Origin of the sequence: Halalkalibacter wakoensis JCM 9140, assembly GCF_000513095.1 — a bacterium.
GTDB classification, from domain to species: domain Bacteria; phylum Bacillota; class Bacilli; order Bacillales; family Bacillaceae_D; genus Halalkalibacter; species Halalkalibacter wakoensis.
On the sequence record NZ_BAUT01000071.1, the window covers coordinates 1 to 19031 of the forward strand.

At 38.3% G+C, this 19031-nt stretch carries 15 protein-coding genes and 2 pseudogenes; all 17 read left to right on the forward strand.

Annotation, left to right across the window (positions count from 1 at the left end):
• Window positions 1–734 (forward strand): annotated as a pseudogene (locus tag JCM9140_RS18030) (ATP-dependent 6-phosphofructokinase); the annotation flags it as partial.
• Window positions 735–784: 50 nt separating this feature from the next.
• Window positions 785–2539: a pyruvate kinase gene (gene pyk, locus JCM9140_RS18035; RefSeq protein ID WP_034749818.1), complete on the forward strand. Its 1755-nt coding sequence runs from the start codon at window positions 785–787 to the stop codon at window positions 2537–2539.
• 93 nt (window positions 2540–2632) lie between these two features.
• The gene (locus tag JCM9140_RS18040) at window positions 2633–3028 is read left to right on the forward strand and encodes an FxsA family protein (protein WP_034749821.1); all 396 of its coding nucleotides are present in this window, start codon (window positions 2633–2635) and stop codon (window positions 3026–3028) included.
• A 100-nt stretch (window positions 3029–3128) separates the two neighbouring features.
• Entirely contained in the window at window positions 3129–3335 is a 207-nt protein-coding gene (locus tag JCM9140_RS18045; protein WP_034749824.1) for a DUF441 family protein, read from the forward strand.
• Between the two features lie 156 nt (window positions 3336–3491).
• The gene (citZ, locus tag JCM9140_RS18050) at window positions 3492–4607 is read left to right on the forward strand and encodes a citrate synthase (RefSeq protein ID WP_034749826.1); all 1116 of its coding nucleotides are present in this window, start codon (window positions 3492–3494) and stop codon (window positions 4605–4607) included.
• A 114-nt stretch (window positions 4608–4721) separates the two neighbouring features.
• The gene (icd, locus tag JCM9140_RS18055; protein WP_034749828.1) at window positions 4722–5990 is read left to right on the forward strand and encodes an NADP-dependent isocitrate dehydrogenase; all 1269 of its coding nucleotides are present in this window, start codon (window positions 4722–4724) and stop codon (window positions 5988–5990) included.
• A 167-nt stretch (window positions 5991–6157) separates the two neighbouring features.
• The gene (gene mdh / locus JCM9140_RS18060) at window positions 6158–7114 is read left to right on the forward strand and encodes a malate dehydrogenase (RefSeq protein WP_034749830.1); all 957 of its coding nucleotides are present in this window, start codon (window positions 6158–6160) and stop codon (window positions 7112–7114) included.
• A 278-nt stretch (window positions 7115–7392) separates the two neighbouring features.
• Window positions 7393–8121, forward strand: a complete 729-nt coding sequence (locus tag JCM9140_RS18065; protein WP_034749833.1) for a response regulator transcription factor — start codon at window positions 7393–7395, stop codon at window positions 8119–8121.
• Window positions 8114–9883 (forward strand): two-component system histidine kinase PnpS, encoded by a 1770-nt coding sequence (pnpS, locus tag JCM9140_RS18070; protein WP_034749834.1) that lies wholly within the window; start codon window positions 8114–8116, stop codon window positions 9881–9883. Before JCM9140_RS18065 ends, pnpS begins: the two co-directional genes overlap by 8 nt.
• Before the next feature lie 508 nt (window positions 9884–10391).
• Complete coding sequence (gene hflK, locus JCM9140_RS18075) at window positions 10392–11342, forward strand: FtsH protease activity modulator HflK (protein ID WP_034749858.1); 951 nt, start codon at window positions 10392–10394, stop codon at window positions 11340–11342.
• A pseudogene (gene hflC / locus JCM9140_RS18080) lies at window positions 11342–12278 on the forward strand (protease modulator HflC). Before hflK ends, hflC begins: the two are co-directional and overlap by 1 nt.
• Window positions 12279–12377: 99 nt before the next feature.
• Window positions 12378–15002 carry a DNA polymerase I gene (gene polA, locus JCM9140_RS18085; protein WP_034749836.1) on the forward strand — a complete coding sequence of 875 codons (2625 nt, stop codon included), beginning with the start codon at window positions 12378–12380 and terminating at the stop codon, window positions 15000–15002.
• Between the two features lie 14 nt (window positions 15003–15016).
• The gene (gene mutM, locus JCM9140_RS18090) at window positions 15017–15841 is read left to right on the forward strand and encodes a DNA-formamidopyrimidine glycosylase (RefSeq protein ID WP_034749838.1); all 825 of its coding nucleotides are present in this window, start codon (window positions 15017–15019) and stop codon (window positions 15839–15841) included.
• 63 nt (window positions 15842–15904) lie between these two features.
• Complete coding sequence (gene ytaF / locus JCM9140_RS18095; RefSeq protein ID WP_034749842.1) at window positions 15905–16540, forward strand: sporulation membrane protein YtaF; 636 nt, start codon at window positions 15905–15907, stop codon at window positions 16538–16540.
• 99 nt (window positions 16541–16639) lie between these two features.
• Window positions 16640–17233 (forward strand): dephospho-CoA kinase, encoded by a 594-nt coding sequence (gene coaE, locus JCM9140_RS18100; RefSeq protein ID WP_034749849.1) that lies wholly within the window; start codon window positions 16640–16642, stop codon window positions 17231–17233.
• A 155-nt stretch (window positions 17234–17388) separates the two neighbouring features.
• On the forward strand, window positions 17389–18423 hold the full coding sequence (locus JCM9140_RS18105) for a glyceraldehyde-3-phosphate dehydrogenase (protein ID WP_034749852.1): 1035 nt from the start codon (window positions 17389–17391) through the stop codon (window positions 18421–18423).
• Window positions 18424–18570: 147 nt separating this feature from the next.
• The gene (speD, locus tag JCM9140_RS18110; protein ID WP_034749855.1) at window positions 18571–18957 is read left to right on the forward strand and encodes an adenosylmethionine decarboxylase; all 387 of its coding nucleotides are present in this window, start codon (window positions 18571–18573) and stop codon (window positions 18955–18957) included.
• Window positions 18958–19031: the final 74 nt, after the last annotated feature.

A 19031-nucleotide genomic window follows, 5' to 3' on the forward strand; every position in this document is an offset into this window, starting at 1 on the left:
AAAGTCGACTTAGAAGGACAGAAAAAGGTATTGAGCAATGAAAGAAATTTGGAATTGAAGGGCTTGTCGTAATCGGAGGAGATGGATCCTTTAGAGGAGCACAAAAATTAACTGAACACGGCTTCCCAACGATTGGTGTACCTGGAACGATTGATAACGACATTCCTGGTACTGATTTTACAATTGGTTTTGACACGGCATTAAATACAGTAATTGATGCCATTGATAAAATTCGTGATACAGCAACATCTCATGAACGTACATATGTAGTTGAAGTAATGGGTCGTCATGCTGGAGATTTAGCTCTTTGGTCTGGACTAGCTGATGGAGCAGAAACAATTGTTGTCCCAGAAGCAGATTATGAGATGTCCGAAATTATTGCTCGCCTAAAACGTGGACAAGAACGCGGTAAAAAGCACAGTATTATTATAGTGGCCGAAGGTGTTGGAAGTGGCTTTGAGTTTGGTGATAAAATCAAAGAGGAAATCAATGTTGATACGAGAGTAACCGTTTTAGGCCACATTCAACGTGGAGGATCTCCAACTGGATTTGACCGAGTTTTAGCTAGTCGTTTAGGCGCTAAGGCAGTTGATTTGCTGCTAGATGGTAAGGCTGGCGTGACAGTTGGAATTGAGAAAAATGAACTCGTGTATAATGATATTGATGAGGTATTGTCGCGTACGCATACAATCGATATGGATATGTACAAACTATCTCAACAATTATCGATTTAAATAAAAATGTATTACACTAACTAAACGAAAAAGATTTGTAGGAGGATATTATGCGTAAAACCAAAATTGTATGTACAATTGGACCAGCAAGTGAATCCATTGAAAAGTTAGAGGCACTAATTGAAGCAGGAATGAATGTAGCACGTTTGAATTTCTCACACGGTGATTTTGAAGAGCACGGTGCAAGAATTCGCAATATCCGTGAAGCGGCTGAAAAAACAGGGAAAACAGTTGCTATTTTACTTGATACAAAAGGCCCGGAAATTCGTACACAAACACTAGAAGATGGAGTGGCTGAATTAACGGCGGGTGATGAGTTAATCGTTTCAATGACAGAAGTTGTAGGAAATAATAAAAAGATTTCTGTTACATATCCAGGTTTAGTTAATGATGTTCAACCTGGTTCAAAGATTTTACTAGATGATGGATTAATTGGTCTTGAAGTTACAGAAGTTGGCGAAGATCAACTTGTAACGAAAGTAATGAATAGTGGTGTATTAAAAAATAAAAAAGGTGTAAATGTACCGAATGTAAGCGTTAATTTACCTGGTATTACAGAAAAAGACGCTGAGGATATTAAGTTTGGTATTGAACAAGGAGTCGACTTCATTGCTGCTTCTTTCGTAAGACGAGCAACGGACGTTCTTGAAATTCGAGAATTGCTTGATAACAATGGTGGGAGTGAAATTCATATTATCCCTAAGATTGAAAATCAAGAAGGAGTCGACAATATTGATGAGATCTTAGAAGTCTCTGATGGTTTAATGGTTGCACGTGGAGACCTTGGTGTTGAAATTCCAGCCGAAGAAGTACCACTTGTCCAAAAAGTATTAATTAAAAAATGTAATGCTGTTGCTAAACCGGTTATCACAGCAACTCAGATGCTTGATTCGATGCAACGTAACCCAAGACCAACTCGCGCAGAAGCAAGTGATGTTGCGAACGCCATTTTTGATGGAACGGATGCTATTATGTTATCTGGAGAGACAGCAGCAGGGGATTACCCAGTTGAGTCAGTCCAAACGATGCATAACATTGCAACTCGTACAGAACAAGCTTTAAATTATGCAGCGATGCTTCGCAAAAAAACAAAAGAAGAAACGACTACAATTACAAGTGCAATTGGACAATCTGTTGCTCATACAGCTATGAACCTTTCTGCTTCTGTCATCTTATCTGCTACAGAAAGCGGACATACGGCACGAATCGTTTCAAAATATCGTCCGAAATCACCAATTGTTGCGGTTGCTAGCAACCCTAAAGTCATTCGCAAATTAAACCTTGTTTGGGGCGTCACACCAATTCTTGGGAATGAAGCTTCTTCAACGGATGAAATGTTTGAGTCCACAATTGGAACTGCATTAGAATCTGGTTCAATCAAACAAGGAGATCTTGTTGTAATTACAGCGGGAGTACCTGTAGGTGAATCTGGAACAACGAACATTATGAAAGTCCATGTAATTGGTGAAGTCATTGCTAAAGGACAAGGAATTGGACGTCGTTCTGCAGCTGGACGAGTTGTGATTGCGAATAATGCGGAGGAAGCAAACGAAAAGACAACAGTAGGATCGATTTTAGTAACGTATGGTACAGATAAAGATATGATCCCTGCTTTTGAAAAGGCAGCTGCTGTTATTACGGAAGAAGGAGGTCTAACATCGCATGCTGCGGTTGTCGGACTGAATTTAAGTACTCCGGTTATTGTAGGAGTGCAAGGAGCATTGCAATTATTCAAAGATGGTGAAGAAATCACGGTAGACAGTGCACGTGGTGACATTTACAGAGGTCATACTAGTGTATTATAATAAATAAAAGAGGAGAAGGGAGTTCCCTTCTCCTTTTTCATTTAGGTTAAAGAGAATTTTTTGTCATTTAGCTTTGAAGGAGATGATCCATAAGTGTTTCGTTTATTATTATTGCTTATTATTATTGTTCCGGCACTTGAGATTGCTGTTTTAATCCTTTCCGGCAATATAATTGGTGTATGGCCTACGATCCTTCTTATCATTGCAACAGGAGTACTTGGAGCATGGTTAGCCAAAAAAGAAGGGCTACAGGCTTTAAGACTTGCGCAACTTCAGACACAACAAGGACAACTTCCAAGTACGGTAATTCTTGATGGATTATGTATTTTAGTAGGTGGAGTTGTTTTGTTAACACCGGGATTTATTACTGATGCTATAGGGTTTTTCTTGCTTGTTCCTGTAACAAGAACATATGCAAAAGCATTACTATTAAAAATGTTTAATCAATTAGTGAAAAACGGTAATTTCGTTATTATGACGAGAAAATAATTGATCACATTCGCCCAACAAATAAAGATGTGGTATATTTTTCTTAAGCTATGAATGGCACTTACTCGATTTTTGGTAAGTGAGGAAGAAGAGGTGTTACTTGTTCTCACAAGCATCCGTATTTATGTTGATTTTGTTACTTGTGGCAGTAGTCGCAAAAAATCAATCACTGATCGTAGCTGTTACCTTGTTACTTGTTGTAAAATGGGTTGGTTTAGGAGATAAGCTTTTTCCAATTTTTCAGCAAAAAGGAATTAGAACAAGAAGTCTGAAAATTCATATCAATAAAAGTTTTGGAATTTATTAATAACTTTTTGAGAAAACGTTCACAAAAGCGTTATAAATCGTTATAATGGAACTTGTGAACATCCTTCTTACATAGCGTGGTTTATTTCTCCATAGGGAGTGTAAGCACTTACTAGTTAGAGGAATCTATTGATATTAGTGAAAAGGAGAGGTTAACGTGAGTACAACTCGTGGTCTAGAAGGTATTGTAGCAACGCAATCAAGTGTTAGTTCCATCATTGAAAGTGTCCTTACTTACCAAGGATATGACATTGATGATTTAGCAGATAATGCGAGTTTTGAAGAGGTAGTATACCTCCTTTGGAATGGGGCGCTACCAAAAGAAGTTGAGTTAAGTCATTTTTCTCAGGAACTTGCTAATCATGCTGAAATACCGCAAGAGATAATTGACCAAATGAAGTCTTATCCAATAGATAAGGTACACCCAATGGCTGCTCTTCGTACAGCAATTTCAAGTCTGGCATTATTTGATGAAAGTGCAGATGTTATGGATGAGGATGCGAATCGATTAAAAGCAATAAAAATCCAAGCACAAATCCCAACAATAGTGACAGCGTTTTCAAGGATTCGTGAGGGATTAGAGCCTGTTGCACCTCGTAAAGACTTAGGTTTTGCCGCTAACTTTCTTTATATGCTAACTGGTAATGAGCCAGATGAAATTGCCGTTAATGCATTTAATAAGGCATTAGTACTTCATGCTGACCATGAGTTAAATGCTTCAACGTTTACTGCACGTGTCTGTGTAGCGACACTTTCTGATGTATACTCTGGTATTACGGCAGCGATTGGCGCACTTAAAGGTCCATTACATGGTGGAGCAAATGAAGCGGTTATGAAAATGTTAATGGAAATTGAAAGTGTTGATAATGTAGAACCATATATTCGCAAAGCTCTAGATAACAAAGAAAAAATTATGGGATTTGGTCATCGAGTTTATAAAAATGGAGATCCGCGTGCGAAACATTTACGTGAGATGTCAAAGCGTTTAACTGAGATTACAGGTGAGTCAAAGTGGTATGAAATGTCTACGAAAATCAATGAGATGGTAACTGGAGAAAAAGGTTTGCTTCCAAACGTAGATTTCTATTCTGCAAGTGTTTATCATAGCTTAGGAATCAAACACGATTTATTCACACCTATCTTTGCAGTAAGCCGTGCTTCAGGTTGGTTGGCTCATATTTTAGAGCAGTATAGCAATAACAGACTAATTCGTCCGCGTGCTGAATACGTAGGACCTAACAAACAAAGCTATATTCCAATTGAACAACGATAATACGTGCACTGGGAGGTTGTTCCTCCCTGTACATAGATTGACAATGTATGAAAAAAATAGCAAGATTAGATTCATAGTTTTATATTTTCGTCATTTTCTTAGGAGGTTATTCGTATGTCAAATGGTCAAGTAATTAAGGTGAACAACGGAGTCTTAGATGTACCAAACAACCCAATCGTCCCTTACATTGAAGGAGACGGAATTGGCCCAGACATTTGGGCAGCAGCATCTCGCGTATTAGATGCTGCAGTTGAAAAAGCATACAACGGTGAGAAGAAAATTGAGTGGAAAGAGATCCTTGCTGGTGAAAAAGCATATAACCAAACAGGTGAGTGGCTACCAGCTGAAACGTTAGATGCCGTTCGTGAATATATGATCGCAATCAAAGGACCTTTAACAACTCCAATCGGCGGTGGTATTCGTTCACTAAACGTTGCTTTACGTCAAGAGCTTGATTTGTACGTATGTCTTCGTCCAGTTCGTTACTTCCAAGGTGTACCTTCACCTGTTAAACGTCCAGAAGATACAGACATGGTTATCTTCCGTGAAAACTCTGAAGATATTTATGCGGGTATCGAGTTTAAAGAAGGTTCTGATGAGGTTAAAAAGCTTATCTCTTTCTTACAAAATGAAATGGGCGCAACGAAAATTCGTTTCCCTGAAACGTCTGGTATCGGGATTAAACCTGTTTCTCAGGAAGGAACAGACCGACTAGTTCGTGCCGCAATTCAATATGCTCTTGATGAAGGCCGCAAGAGTGTAACATTAGTCCACAAAGGAAACATCATGAAATTCACTGAAGGAGCATTCAAAAACTGGGGTTATGAAGTGGCTGAACGTGAATTCGGGGATAAAGTATTCACGTGGGCTCAATATGATAAGATTGTTGAAACAGAAGGCAAAGACGCAGCGAACAAAGCTCAAGAAGAAGCAGAAGCAGCTGGCAAAATCATCGTTAAAGATTCCATTGCTGATATCTTCTTACAACAAATTTTAACTCGTCCAAAAGAGTTTGATGTTGTAGCTACAATGAACTTAAATGGTGACTACATTTCGGATGCATTAGCTGCACAAGTTGGTGGAATCGGAATCGCACCAGGAGCAAACATTAACTACGATACAGGACATGCTATTTTTGAAGCAACACACGGTACTGCACCTAAATATGCAGGACTTGATAAAGTTAATCCTTCTTCTGTTCTTCTTTCAGGAGAGCTATTACTTCGCCACCTAGGCTGGTTCGAAGCGGCAGATCTTATTATGGGATCTATGGATAAAACGATTGCAAGCAAAGTTGTTACTTATGACTTCGCACGTCTAATGGACGGAGCAACAGAAGTATCTTGCTCAGGCTTTGCAGATGAGTTAATTAAAAACCTATAAAAACCAAAATGAAACCAAAAGGGCTTGCCCTTTTGGTTTTTATTCGTAGTTGGAAAGAGGTTCATACATTCCGTATCTCTTTAAGTTGAATTGGAAAGGCTGTCTCATAAAGATTGTTGCAAAAAGGCGATGGATTTGACCATTCAATCAATTAGGAGTGAGTGTATATGGCAATAAAACGAAGAAAAATATCCGTTATTGGTAGTGGTTTTACGGGTGCTACAACAGGTCTTATGGTTGCTCAGAAAGAATTAGGAGATGTAGTCCTTTTGGACATTCCACAAATGGAAGGACCAACGAAAGGGAAAGCACTAGATATGCTTGAGTCCACCCCAGTAGCTGGAATAGATTCAAATATCGTTGGAACATCTAACTATGAAGATACGAAAGACTCGGATGTTGTTGTGATTACAGCTGGAATTGCACGTAAACCTGGAATGAGTCGAGATGATTTAGTCAGCACAAATGCCAACATTATGAGAGCTGTGACAAAAGAGATTGTGACTTATTCCCCTAATTGCTATCTAATTGTGTTAACGAACCCAGCAGACGCAATGACATATACAGTGTTTAAAGAATCGGGATTTCCGAAAAATCGTGTTATTGGGCAATCTGGAGTTCTAGATACAGCTCGTTTTCGTACGTTTGTTGCACAAGAATTAAACATATCTGTTGAAGACATAACAGGGTTTGTTCTTGGTGGTCATGGGGATGATATGGTTCCGCTTATCCGTTATTCAGCTGCTGGAGGAGTCCCGATCGAAAAGCTTATTCCTCAGGATAAATTAGATGCAATTGTTGAGCGTACACGTAAAGGTGGGGGTGAAATCGTTGGTTTGCTAGGCAATGGTAGTGCTTATTATGCACCTGCAGCATCACTTGCGCAAATGGTTGAAGCAATCGTTAAAGACAAAAAGCGGATTATGCCAACGATAGCTTATTTAGAAGGAGAGTATGGGTATGACGATCTTTATCTAGGAGTCCCGACTATACTTGGTGGAGATGGGATCGAAAGAATCATTGAACTCGATTTAACTAAAGAAGAAAAAGCAGCATTAGCGAAATCAGTTGAATCGGTTCGAAGTGTAATGTCAGCATTGCCAAAAGATTCATTAACAGATTGAAGTAGCTTAATGAAGTAGAAAGACAGTTGCAATGAATCGTTTGTTATACGCATTGAGAGAAGGGAACTCCTCTTTGTAAGGTCTTTAATAACTGTTCCGACTTTATCACTGCTCCGGAGTTGTCTCAAAAAGTCAAAAAAGACTTCTTGAGACAACTCCTTTCTATTTTGAAGATAGCAATTCCACAATACTTTGCTATACTTAAATTATAAAAAGAGAGAACCCAAGTTAGGGAAGCAGGTTGGACCGTTACTTTATACGTTTTTGGGAGGAATAAAATGTCACAGCGTTTGTTAATTGTTGATGATGAGGAATCCATTTTGACACTATTACAATTTAATTTGGAACAATCTGGATTTGAGGTAACGACGGCAATGGATGGTAGTTCAGCCTTAAAATTAGCTATGAAAGAAACATTCGATTTACTCATTTTAGATTTAATGTTACCTGAAATGGATGGATTAGATGTTTGTAAGCAATTAAGGCAAAACAAAGTTAGCACACCTATTTTAATGTTGACCGCAAAAGACGACGAATTCGATAAAGTATTGGGACTTGAGCTTGGAGCAGATGATTATATGACTAAGCCGTTTAGCCCGAGGGAAGTAATAGCAAGGGTTCGTGCGATCTTAAGAAGAATTCAGCCAGTAATAAACTCTGACAATCAAACAGGTCAATCATCGCTTTCAGAGAATGTGATTAAGTTTGGAGAAGTTGAAATTTATCCTGATAACTATGAAGTACTGTTTAAAAATACGGCTCTTGAATTAACACCTAAGGAATTTGAACTGTTATTATACTTAGCGAATCATAAGGGAAGAGTTCTAACAAGAGATCAATTATTAAATGCCGTTTGGAACTATGAATTTGTTGGTGATACGAGAATTGTAGACGTTCATATTAGTCACCTTCGTGAGAAAATTGAAGCAAATACAAAAAAACCAGTTTATATCAAAACCATAAGAGGACTCGGCTATAAGTTAGAGGAGCCTCTTGTTGATGTATAAGCTTAAATTTAAAATTATTGTGGCCGTTTTATTGATAACGTTGCTAGTATTAACAGGAGTCGGTATCGTTATTGGCCAACTGTATGAAGATTTTTATAAAAATAATCTAGACGATCGGGTTGAAAAAGAAGCGAATCTTGCTGCTTATATGCTTGCTAATGAAGACTTAGCTTTAGAGAACATTCAAACGAAAACGCTTGAAATAGCTGAAATGCTTGATGCTAGAGTCACGATTATCCTTCCAGATGGAACAGTTGTAGGCGAGTCAACGACAGACCCAACCACGATGGATAATCATTTGAAACGTCCTGAAATTACCGCTGTAGAAGCAGGTAAGAGTGTTTCATATATTCGATTTAGTGAGACGGTTCAAGATGAACTTCTTTATTATGCAGTACCAATTTTAAACGATGAGAAGGAAAAGCTAGGATACTTACGTTTGGGTTTCTCAACAAAATTGTTATCTGAAATGACAGCGATGATCTGGTGGATTATTGCGATCGGCTTTAGTGCAGCCTTTGTTATTATTTTTTCGATTACGTATAGGGTGACGAATGAAATGATACGTCCGATTGAAAGTGTAACCGAAGTAGCAAATGAACTTGCAGAAGGAAACTACAAAGCAAGAACATCTGAAGGAAAGCGCGATGAAATTGGACAACTAACAAGATCAATGAATATTCTTGCTTATAATTTAGAGAAAATAACGAAACGTCATGAAGTCCAAAAGGAACGTATGGAAACATTAATTGACAACATGGGCAGTGGGTTGATTTTAATTAATACAAAAGGAGATATTTCTTTAATTAATCGAACCTGCCAAGAAATTTTCCAGGAAAATACGGACCTTTGGAAACATCAACTTTATCATGATGTAATTAAGCATAAAGAAGTGATTAAAGTTGTTCAAACGATCTTTATTACGGAAAAGAAACAAAGGTTGCAAATTCATTTTCCTGTTCACGATGAAATACGTCATTTTGAAGTATATGCTGCGCCTGTTGTGAGCGTCCGAGACAAATTAAAGGGGATTGTTCTCGTGCTTCATGACATTACGGAATTAAAAAAACTAGAGCAGGTTCGTACGGATTTTGTTGCCAACGTATCTCATGAGTTAAAAACGCCAGTTACTTCAATAAAAGGATTTACAGAAACGTTACTTGATGGTGCCATGCATACAGAACCTTTGCGCGAAAAGTTTCTAACGATCATTGCAAAGGAAAGTGAGAGGCTGCAAAGCTTGATTCAAGATTTACTAGATCTTTCCAGAATTGAACAAGCCTATTTCCAATTAAACTGGCAAAAGGCACAGTTACATTCTGTTGTGGAAGATGCCATTGAATTATTGAAAGAAAAAGCAACTGAAAAACAAATTGATTTGCAATTGCATATTGACGGTGAAACGACGATTGAAGGGGATACAGAACGCCTTAAGCAAATTGCAATTAACATTATTAATAACGCAATTATGTATACGCCAATCGCTGGGGCGGTTCATGTTTCCATTAAAGGAAGAGATGATGACGTAACAGTCGTGGTAAGTGATACGGGGGTGGGAATAAGTAAAACAGATTTGCCAAGAATCTTCGAACGTTTTTATCGTGTAGATCGTGCAAGAAGTAGGAATTCTGGTGGAACAGGTTTAGGGTTAGCGATTGTCAAACATTTAGTAGAAGCCCATCACGGGAAAATTTATGTTGAGAGCACAATGGGTGAAGGAACAACAATTACATTAACTTTTAAACGGTATAGAATCGATTAATCTTTCTTTAGAGAATGGGTATCCATATTTTTTACTTTAGAAACGATGATGAGACGTAGGGGTGTCAAAAAGTCATTGACTGGCTTTCAGACACCTCTATATGTTTGATTGATACTTTTACAAATTCTTTACAATCAATTCAAATCAATTTAATCTTCCTTGTTTATACTTGCTATGAACGGATTTCATCACTGCTTAGCAAGGAGTAAAAGATTCTTGCTTCATGCAACCCATTGACAGACGTGAGCGTCCCCCTTTATGCTCACGTCTTTTTTTGTTCTTTTTAAACACTTTCTGTAAGAGTTAATTCTCAAAATGTGGGAAAAGAGAAGGGTGCTGGAAATAGCTTTCTAGTATTTGAAATAGGAAAAGGATTTCCATGGAAAAAGCCCATAATCTACATATTTTGTACTATAATGAAAAAGAGTGGGATTCTTTAAAAAGATGTGAAACCGATCTACTTAAAGGATCGTATACAATAATAGAACATCTGGGAAGGAATGATGAGATGACAGTAAAACAATTAATTGTTAGCTTTGTATCGTTAATCGGTGTCGCAATCCTTGCTCTTTTTCTAGCGACAGGATGGTACATAGTTGATGAATCAGAACAAGCTGCATTAATAACGTTTGGAAAAGTAGATGAAACGATAACAGAACCAGGGTTGAAATTCAAAATGCCATGGCCGATACAAAGAGTCGAAATATTATCTAGAGGAACGTATAACCTTCAAGTTGGGTATAAAGAAGAAGATGGAGAAGTCGTCGAGTTTACTCGTGAAGCTAAGATGATCACTGGTGATGAGAATATTCTTTTTGCAGATTTAGCTGTCCAATGGAGGATTACAGATCCAGAACAATATTTATATAGTTCAGTTGACGCCCGTGAGGTGTTGTATAATGCTACATCTTCGGCATTACGGACAGTCATTGGTAGTACAACAATAGACGATGTGTTAACCGATAAAAGACCAGAAGTAGAGGCACAAGTTTTTGAAAATTTGATTGAACTGTTAGAAATCTATCAAATTGGTATAAGTATACAAGATGTAAAACTTCAAGATGTTGAACTTCCAACAGAAGAGGTTCGCCGTGCTTTTATAGAAGTAACAGATGCACGTGAGGAACGTTTAACAAAAATCAATGAAGCGACGAGATACCGTAATCAACAAATGAATGAAGTGGAAGGGGAAAAAGATGCGATTATCTCTCGTGCAGAGGGAACAAGAGCAGAACGAATTGAACGAGCGCGTGGAGATGTAGCAAGGTTTGATGCATTGTATAACGAGTATGTGGTTAATCCAGATGTCACAAGGCAACGCCTCGTTCTAGAAACTTTGGAAAATGTGTTACCAGATACAGAGATTTATATAATGGATAGCAATAGTGACACGGTAAGCTATTTGCCAATTAGGCCTTTAGAGCGTGGACAAAGTTCTGCTGAAGGGGGGAGTAACTAATGAGTGATGAAAACATCGTCGATTTAAATGAACGTCGTCCAAGTGATGAATGGAGAAAGTACGTGAAACTTGGAGCAATCGCTATTATATTAATCGCGCTTTTAGCAACGATCATTAGTAATCTTTTTATTGTAGAACAAGGAGAATATAAAGTTGTTCGTCAGTTTGGTGAAGTGGTAAGGATTGAAGATGAACCGGGGCTTAGTTACAAAAATCCCATTCATCCAAACGGTATCAACTTTACCGAAATATCAATTAATCTATGATATTCCACCAGCTGAAATAAATACGAGAGACCAAAAGCGGGTGTTAGCTGATCATTATGCGGTTTGGCGAATCGAGAATCCACAATTGATGATCTCTAATACAGTTACGCAGGAACGTGCCGAGGCTATTATGGGAGAGTTAATTTTTTCAGCGATTCGAGCAGAATTAGGTCAATTAGAGTTCGATGAAATTATCAATGAAGATGAAACCTCATCACGTGGAAGTTTCAATGAGCTTGTACGAGATCGAGTAAACGAAGCGCTTGAACGAAATCAGTATGGAATCGTTTTAACAGATGTCCGCATGAAACGAACAGATTTACCTCAAGAAAATGAAGAAGCTGTTTACAGTCGAATGATTTCGGAGCGTCATGCAACAGCTCAAGAATATTTGTCACAAGGGGATGCAGAAGCAAATCGCATTCAGTCAAATACGGACCGTGAAGTGACGGAGATTTTGGCAACTGCTAATGCCGATGCGAACGAGATCGTCGGGGAAGGAGAAGCAGAAGCAGCGCGTATTTATAATGAATCTTTTGGACGTGACACAGAGTTTTATCAATTGTATCGCACGTTGGAATCCTATGAGACAACAATTGGCGATGATACCGTTATTGTCTTACCTTCTAATTCTCCATATGCTCGTATTTTAATGGGCTTTACCGAATAAAAACGAAAAGAGAGTAGCAAAACCACCCTTTTGCTACTCTCTTTTTCGTTATGCTACAATAAACGTATGAAAATTTAGGTTGAGAGAGGGGCCTTTTAGTTGAAAAAGCTCGTATTAATAGATGGAAACAGCATAGCTTACCGTGCTTTTTTTGCATTACCTTTGTTGAATAATGAAAAAGGTGTGTATACAAATGCAGTGTTTGGTTTCACCACAATGTTACTAAAAATAATAGAAGAAGAAAAACCAACGCATATGTTAGTCGCATTTGATGCTGGTAAAACGACGTTTCGTCATAAGACGTTTGAAGAATATAAAGGAGGCCGTCAAAAAACGCCACCTGAACTATCAGAACAATTCCCATTAGTAAGGGAAATGTTGGATGCTTTTAACATATCTCGTTATGAAGCGGAAAACTATGAAGCAGATGATATTATTGGGACGCTAGCAACCGATGCAGCGAAAAAAGATTTTGAGGTGAAAGTTTATTCCGGAGATAAGGACTTGCTTCAACTGGTTTCCGATAAAATCACCGTTGTACTAACGAAAAAAGGGATTACGAATGTAGAAGCCTATGATGAAGCATTAATTGATGAGAAATATGGAATAACACCTAAGCAAATTATTGATATGAAAGGGCTCATGGGGGATAGTTCAGATAACATTCCTGGTGTACCAGGTGTAGGGGAGAAAACAGCTCTAAAATTATTAAAGGAGTTTGGTTCTGTTGAAAAAGTACTTGAGTCTATTGATCAAATCTCCGGCAAAAAAATGAAAGAAAAATTAGAGGAAAACCGTGAACAAGCCCTAATGAGTAAAGAGCTTGCTACGATTTTCTTAGAAGTACCATTTGAAACGAAATTAGAGGATCACGGATTTGGTGATTATGACGAGCAGCACGTTGTGAATCTAATGAAAGAACTTGAATTTACTTCTTTGCTATCAAAATTCGACACGGGCTTAGCGGAAGAGCAGGATCTAGAAGAAATTACATATGACATTTTAGAGGAAATTACGGAGGAACACCTTGTAAAAGAATCGGCTCTAATCGTTGAAGTATTAAGCGACCACTATCATCAGGCTACAATTGAAGGTTTTGCTCTTGTGAATGAAAAAGGACGCTTTTTTATTGAAACAGAACAGGCACTATCGTCTGACGCATTTGTAAATTGGTTAAAGGATGAAACAACGGAAATCACCGTCTTTGATGCAAAAAAAGCAGTCGTGGTTCTTGGATGGAAGGGAGTTCTTTTAAACGGTGTTTCCTTTGATTTACAAATGGCTTCCTACTTATTAGATCCTTCACTATCATCACATGAAATTAGTGACGTTGCGAAACGAAAGGCAAAAGGACAGGTCCAAGAAGATGAAGTGATCTACGGAAAAGGCGCCAAACAAAAAGTTCCCGAAAAGGCGATTCTTGCTGAACATTTAGTTCGTAAGGCAGATGCGATGTTTCAGTTAAAGCCTGTACTAGAGCAGGAGTTAATAGAGAATAAACAAGAAGAGTTATTCCGTGAGCTTGAAATGCCTCTTTCCATTATTTTAGGTCGAATGGAAACGACGGGAGTTAAAGTAGATAAAGAGCAGTTAGAACAAATGGGTGAAGATCTAGCGAAACGTCTAACCGAATTAGAAGAGAAAATTCATGAGCTTGCTGGAGGTTCCTTTAACATTAATTCGCCTAAGCAATTAGGAGAAGTATTATTTGAAAAATTAGGTTTGCCTCCGATTAAGAAAACAAAAACAGGTTATTCCACTTCAGCTGATGTTTTAGAGAAATTAGCTGAAGATCATGAAATTGTTGAACATATTTTGCATTATAGACAACTAGGAAAACTGAATTCCACCTATATTGAAGGGTTGCTAAAAGTTACAAAAGACGATACTCATAAAATTCATACGAGATACAATCAAGCTCTAACGCAAACAGGTCGCTTAAGTTCTACAGATCCTAATTTACAAAACATCCCGATTCGTTTAGAAGAAGGCCGAAAAATCCGCAAAGCATTTATTCCCTCAGAGTCGAATTGGAGAATGATTGCGGCTGACTACTCTCAAATCGAATTGCGCGTGCTTGCTCATATTTCAGGTGATGAAAAATTAATCGAAGCATTCCAATCTGATATGGACATTCATACAAAAACAGCCATGGATGTTTTCCATGTTAGTGAAGAAGACGTTACATCTAATATGAGAAGAAGTGCCAAAGCGGTTAACTTTGGAATTGTCTATGGAATTAGTGATTTCGGTTTGTCGCAAAGCTTAGGGATTACAAGAAAGGAAGCAGGTCAATTTATTGAACGCTATTTATCGAGTTATCCAAAAGTAAAGGAATACATGGATCGTACGATTGAAGATGCAAGAGAAAAAGGCTATGTTTCTACACTTTTACAGAGAAGACGCTATTTGCCTGATATTACGAGCCGAAACTTTAATAAGCGAAGCTTTGCTGAAAGAACAGCAATGAATACACCTATTCAAGGGACGGCAGCGGACATTATTAAAAAAGCCATGGTTGATATGGCTTCCCGTTTAGAAGATGAGGGTTTAAAAAGCCGGATGCTCTTGCAAGTTCATGATGAATTGATTTTTGAAGTGCCTGAAGAGGAAATGGAGAAAATGACGGAGCTTGTGCGAGAAGTTATGGAACAAGCTGTTGAACTTGATGTACCTTTGAAAGCAGATGTTTCATTTGGGGATACATGGTATGACGCCAAGTAAGGAGAGAAGAAAGCATGCCAGAATTACCAGAGGTTGAAACGGTTAGTCGAACATTAAGGCAATTAGTAATTGGAAAAACGATCTCGTCTGTTGATGTTTATTGGGCTAACATCATTAAAAAACCAGATGATGTGGAGCAGTTCAAGCAAGAATTAATCGGTCAGACCATTCACGAGATTAATCGTCGGGGCAAGTTTCTAGTATTTGTTTTAGATGATCTAACGCTTGTTTCACATTTGCGTATGGAAGGGAGATATGGTCTTTTTCAAAAAGACGAAACATTAACTCCTCATACGCACGTTGTTTTTACCTTTTCCGATGGAACCGAGTTGCGCTACCAAGATGTCCGTAAATTTGGCACCATGCACATTTTCAAAAAAGGGACTGAGGAAGATTATTTGCCACTGTCTCAGTTAGGCGTTGAACCATTTTCGGAGACGTTTACGGTTGATTTAATGAAGAAGGCTTTTCAAAATACGACGAGAACGATAAAGGTCGTGTTGCTTGATCAAAAAACAGTAGTAGGTCTTGGTAATATTTATGTTGATGAGGCGTTATTTAAAGCTCGGATACATCCAGAACGGATAGCCTCTTCTCTTACCTTAGAAGAGTTAACTAAACTCCATGAAGCTATAATTACAACACTAAAAGAAGCTGTGGAATTAGGGGGAAGCTCCATAAAATCGTATGTTAATGGACAAGGTGAAATGGGAATGTTTCAACAACAATTAACTGTTTACGGCCGCAAAGGTGAACCTTGCGTGACATGTGGGCTTGAAATCGATAAGACGGTTGTTGGTGGACGGGGTACTCATTTTTGTAGAAACTGTCAAAATTAAGTACCAATGGAAAGGCTCTACCCATATACTATCATATGATTGTAATGGAAGGAGCTTTTCAAGATGGTTGAGATTCTCTCCTTATTAGCGATCGCCTTAGCGGTAAGTCTTGATAGCTTTGGCGTTGGTTTAACATACGGACTACGAAAAATGAAGTTGCCTTGGAAGTCTCTCCTTTTTATTGCAGGTTGTTCGGCGACATCGATTCTTATTGCCATGTTTTTTGGGTCAATTATTCAGGCATATCTCTCACCGCGCATTGCAGAATCGATCGGTGGGGTCATTCTTATTTTAATTGGGGCTTGGGCTTTATACCAAGTGTATCGCCCCGCGAAAAATTCCGTCAAAACAAAAGGCGATGAAGTGATTTTAAATTTTGAAATAAAAGTGTTAGGCGTAGTTATCCGCATTTTACGCAAGCCGATGGTAGCCGATTTTGATGATTCAGGAACCATTACAGGAAGAGAAGCCTTTTTACTTGGGGTAGCTCTATCTTTAGATGCCTTTGGTGCAGGGATTGGTGCGGCTTTAATTGGTTTCTCCCCAATTCTGATGGCTATTTCAGTAGCTACCATGAGTGCCTTATTCGTGACACTAGGTATGAAAAGTGGCAATCGTTTCGCTGATTCTGCTTGGATGAAGAATTTTTCGTTTATCCCAGGCTTATTGCTAATTATGATCGGCATCTTCAGTTTGTAAAAGTAGATTGGCCCCAAGAATACGATTGAACTGTATTCCTTGTGGGCCTGTTTTTAATGAGAAAACTTGAATTTCTAAATAGAAAAAGGGGCATGAGGAATGTTAATCGGATTAACGGGTGGGATCGCTAGTGGAAAGTCTACAGTAAGCAGCATAATCAAATCAAAAGGAATTCCTATTATTGATGCAGATCAAATTGCTCGTGAAGTAGTAGAACCTGGATCAAAAACGTTACAAGAGATCGTGAAGCATTTTGGACAAGGTATTTTGAATGAAGATGGAACGTTGGCACGAAAAAAATTAGGTGCTATTATCTTCAATCAACCGAAAGAACGTCAAACCCTTAATCAAATGATTCATCCGGCTGTCAGGCAGCGAATGCAAGAGCAAAAAGAGAAGTTTATGGAAGCAGGTGAAAAGACGATCGTTTTTGATATTCCTCTTTTATATGAAAGTGATCTTTTTCATCTAGTTGAGAAAGTCTTACTTGTGTATGTAGATGAAACAACACAGCTTCGTAGATTAATGCAAAGAGATCAAGCTGGTGAGGACGATGCCAAAAGTCGAATGGCTTCTCAGATGCCACTAGTTCAAAAGAGGGAACGCGCTGATGCGATTATTGACAATTCTGGAACAATTGAAGAAACCATCAAGCAGCTCGAGAACATTCTTGAAAAATGGAGCGACGATTAATAGGGAAAGGTGTGTTAGGTGAGAGTGAAACTCCTGACACACTCTTTTTTTTCATTTTTTCATTTTAATAATGTTCAACATCCATTAATGTGTTATACTTTTTGTGAGAATAAATCATATATAGTATAGCTTTATTATGAGGAGGAGTTATTCTAATGAAATCAAAAGTGGCGATAAACGGATTTGGGCGTATTGGTAGAATGGTCTTTAGAAGAGCAATGCAAGAGAGAAAAGTGGAGATTGTAGCGATAAATGCGAGTTATCCAGCCGAGACACTCGCTCATCTAATAAAGTATGACAGTATTCATGGTAAATATGAGTTAACAGTGGAAGCAAAAGAACATTCTTTGCTCGTCGATGGGAAAGAAATCCAATTATTGCAATCAAGAGATCCGCGGGACTTGCCTTGGGCGGAACTTGGTATCGACATTGTCATTGAAGCTACAGGGAAATTTAAAACTCAGGAAACAGCAGGATATCACTTGCAAGCGGGAGCGAAGAAAGTTTTGATCACAGCACCAGGTAAAGATGAGGATATTACCATTGTTATGGGAGTGAATGATGGCGATTACATGAATGAGGAACACCATATCATTTCCAATGCTTCGTGCACAACGAATTGCTTAGCGCCAGTAGCGAAAGTTTTAGATGAAGAGTTTGGTATTGAAAGTGGACTAATGACAACCGTTCATGCCTATACGAATGATCAAAAGAACATTGATAATCCTCATAAAGATTTGCGGAGAGCACGCGCTTGTGGGCAATCAATTATCCCAACATCAACAGGTGCAGCAAAAGCAATTGCAAAAGTATTGCCTCAATTAGAAGGGAAATTAAATGGGATGGCATTACGTGTCCCAACTCCAAATGTTTCCCTAGTAGACTTAGTTGTAAATGTCAAAAAAGAAGTGACCGCCGAAGAAGTCAATCGAGCACTTGAAAACGCCTCTCAACAAACATTAAAAGGTATTCTTGGGTTCACCACTGATCCATTAGTATCCATTGACTTTAATGGAGATGAGCAATCGTCTATTATTGACGGATTGTCCACAATGGTCATGAATGAAAAGCAAATAAAGGTGCTAGCTTGGTATGATAATGAGTGGGGCTATTCATGCAGAGTGGCTGATTTGATGAACTTAATTGCTCAAAAACTAAATGAAACAAACCGAATACATTCAGCCTCGTAAAACGAGAGGGTCAAAAAGATCATTGTTTATCTTTTTGACCCTCTTCTAGTTATGTCGAATAGCGTTTTGGTCATTGTGAAAAGATAAATATATTGCTAACGGTTAATAGGTTATACCCTTTAACTCATTTGGATAGGAGGTTTATATGTGGAAACATTAGGACGTCATGTCATCGCTGAGTTATGGGGATGTGATGTAGACAAGTTGAATAATCGGAGTTTGATTGAACAAATCTTTGTCGAGGCTGCTTTAAAAGCTGGTGCTGAAGTAAGAGAAGTCGTGTTTCATGAATTTGCTCCAAAAGGGGTAAGTGGCGTTGTCATCATATCCGAATCTCATTTAACCATACACAGTTTTCCAGAGCATAGGTATGCAAGCATTGATGTGTTCACATGTGGAGACCTTGACCCTACAACCGCCGCAGATCATATAGCCGAAACGTTACAGGCATGTTCTAGTGAAGTAATAGAGATAGAAAGGGGAATGAAACCAATAAAAGTCGGGAAGTCTTTCTCAAAAGAGCTAAAAGGATGAAAATGATTATAAGGTTGGTTCTTCATCATTAGCCATTCATCCTAAATTGGTTAGAATTTAGAAACACAGTTTTA

Bases quoted from the DNA above. Each gene is read 5' to 3' on its own strand.
- pyk (WP_034749818.1), top strand. From the start codon at position 785: ATGCGTAAAACCAAAATTGTATGTACAATTGGACCAGCAAGTGAATCC.
- icd (WP_034749828.1), top strand. From the start codon at position 4,722: ATGTCAAATGGTCAAGTAATTAAGGTGAACAACGGAGTCTTAGATGTA.
- mdh (WP_034749830.1), top strand. From the start codon at position 6,158: ATGGCAATAAAACGAAGAAAAATATCCGTTATTGGTAGTGGTTTTACG.
- JCM9140_RS18065 (WP_034749833.1), top strand. From the start codon at position 7,393: ATGTCACAGCGTTTGTTAATTGTTGATGATGAGGAATCCATTTTGACA.
- pnpS (WP_034749834.1), top strand. From the start codon at position 8,114: ATGTATAAGCTTAAATTTAAAATTATTGTGGCCGTTTTATTGATAACG.
- hflK (WP_034749858.1), top strand. From the start codon at position 10,392: ATGACAGTAAAACAATTAATTGTTAGCTTTGTATCGTTAATCGGTGTC.
- mutM (WP_034749838.1), top strand. From the start codon at position 15,017: ATGCCAGAATTACCAGAGGTTGAAACGGTTAGTCGAACATTAAGGCAA.
- ytaF (WP_034749842.1), top strand. From the start codon at position 15,905: ATGGTTGAGATTCTCTCCTTATTAGCGATCGCCTTAGCGGTAAGTCTT.
- coaE (WP_034749849.1), top strand. From the start codon at position 16,640: ATGTTAATCGGATTAACGGGTGGGATCGCTAGTGGAAAGTCTACAGTA.
- JCM9140_RS18105 (WP_034749852.1), top strand. From the start codon at position 17,389: ATGAAATCAAAAGTGGCGATAAACGGATTTGGGCGTATTGGTAGAATG.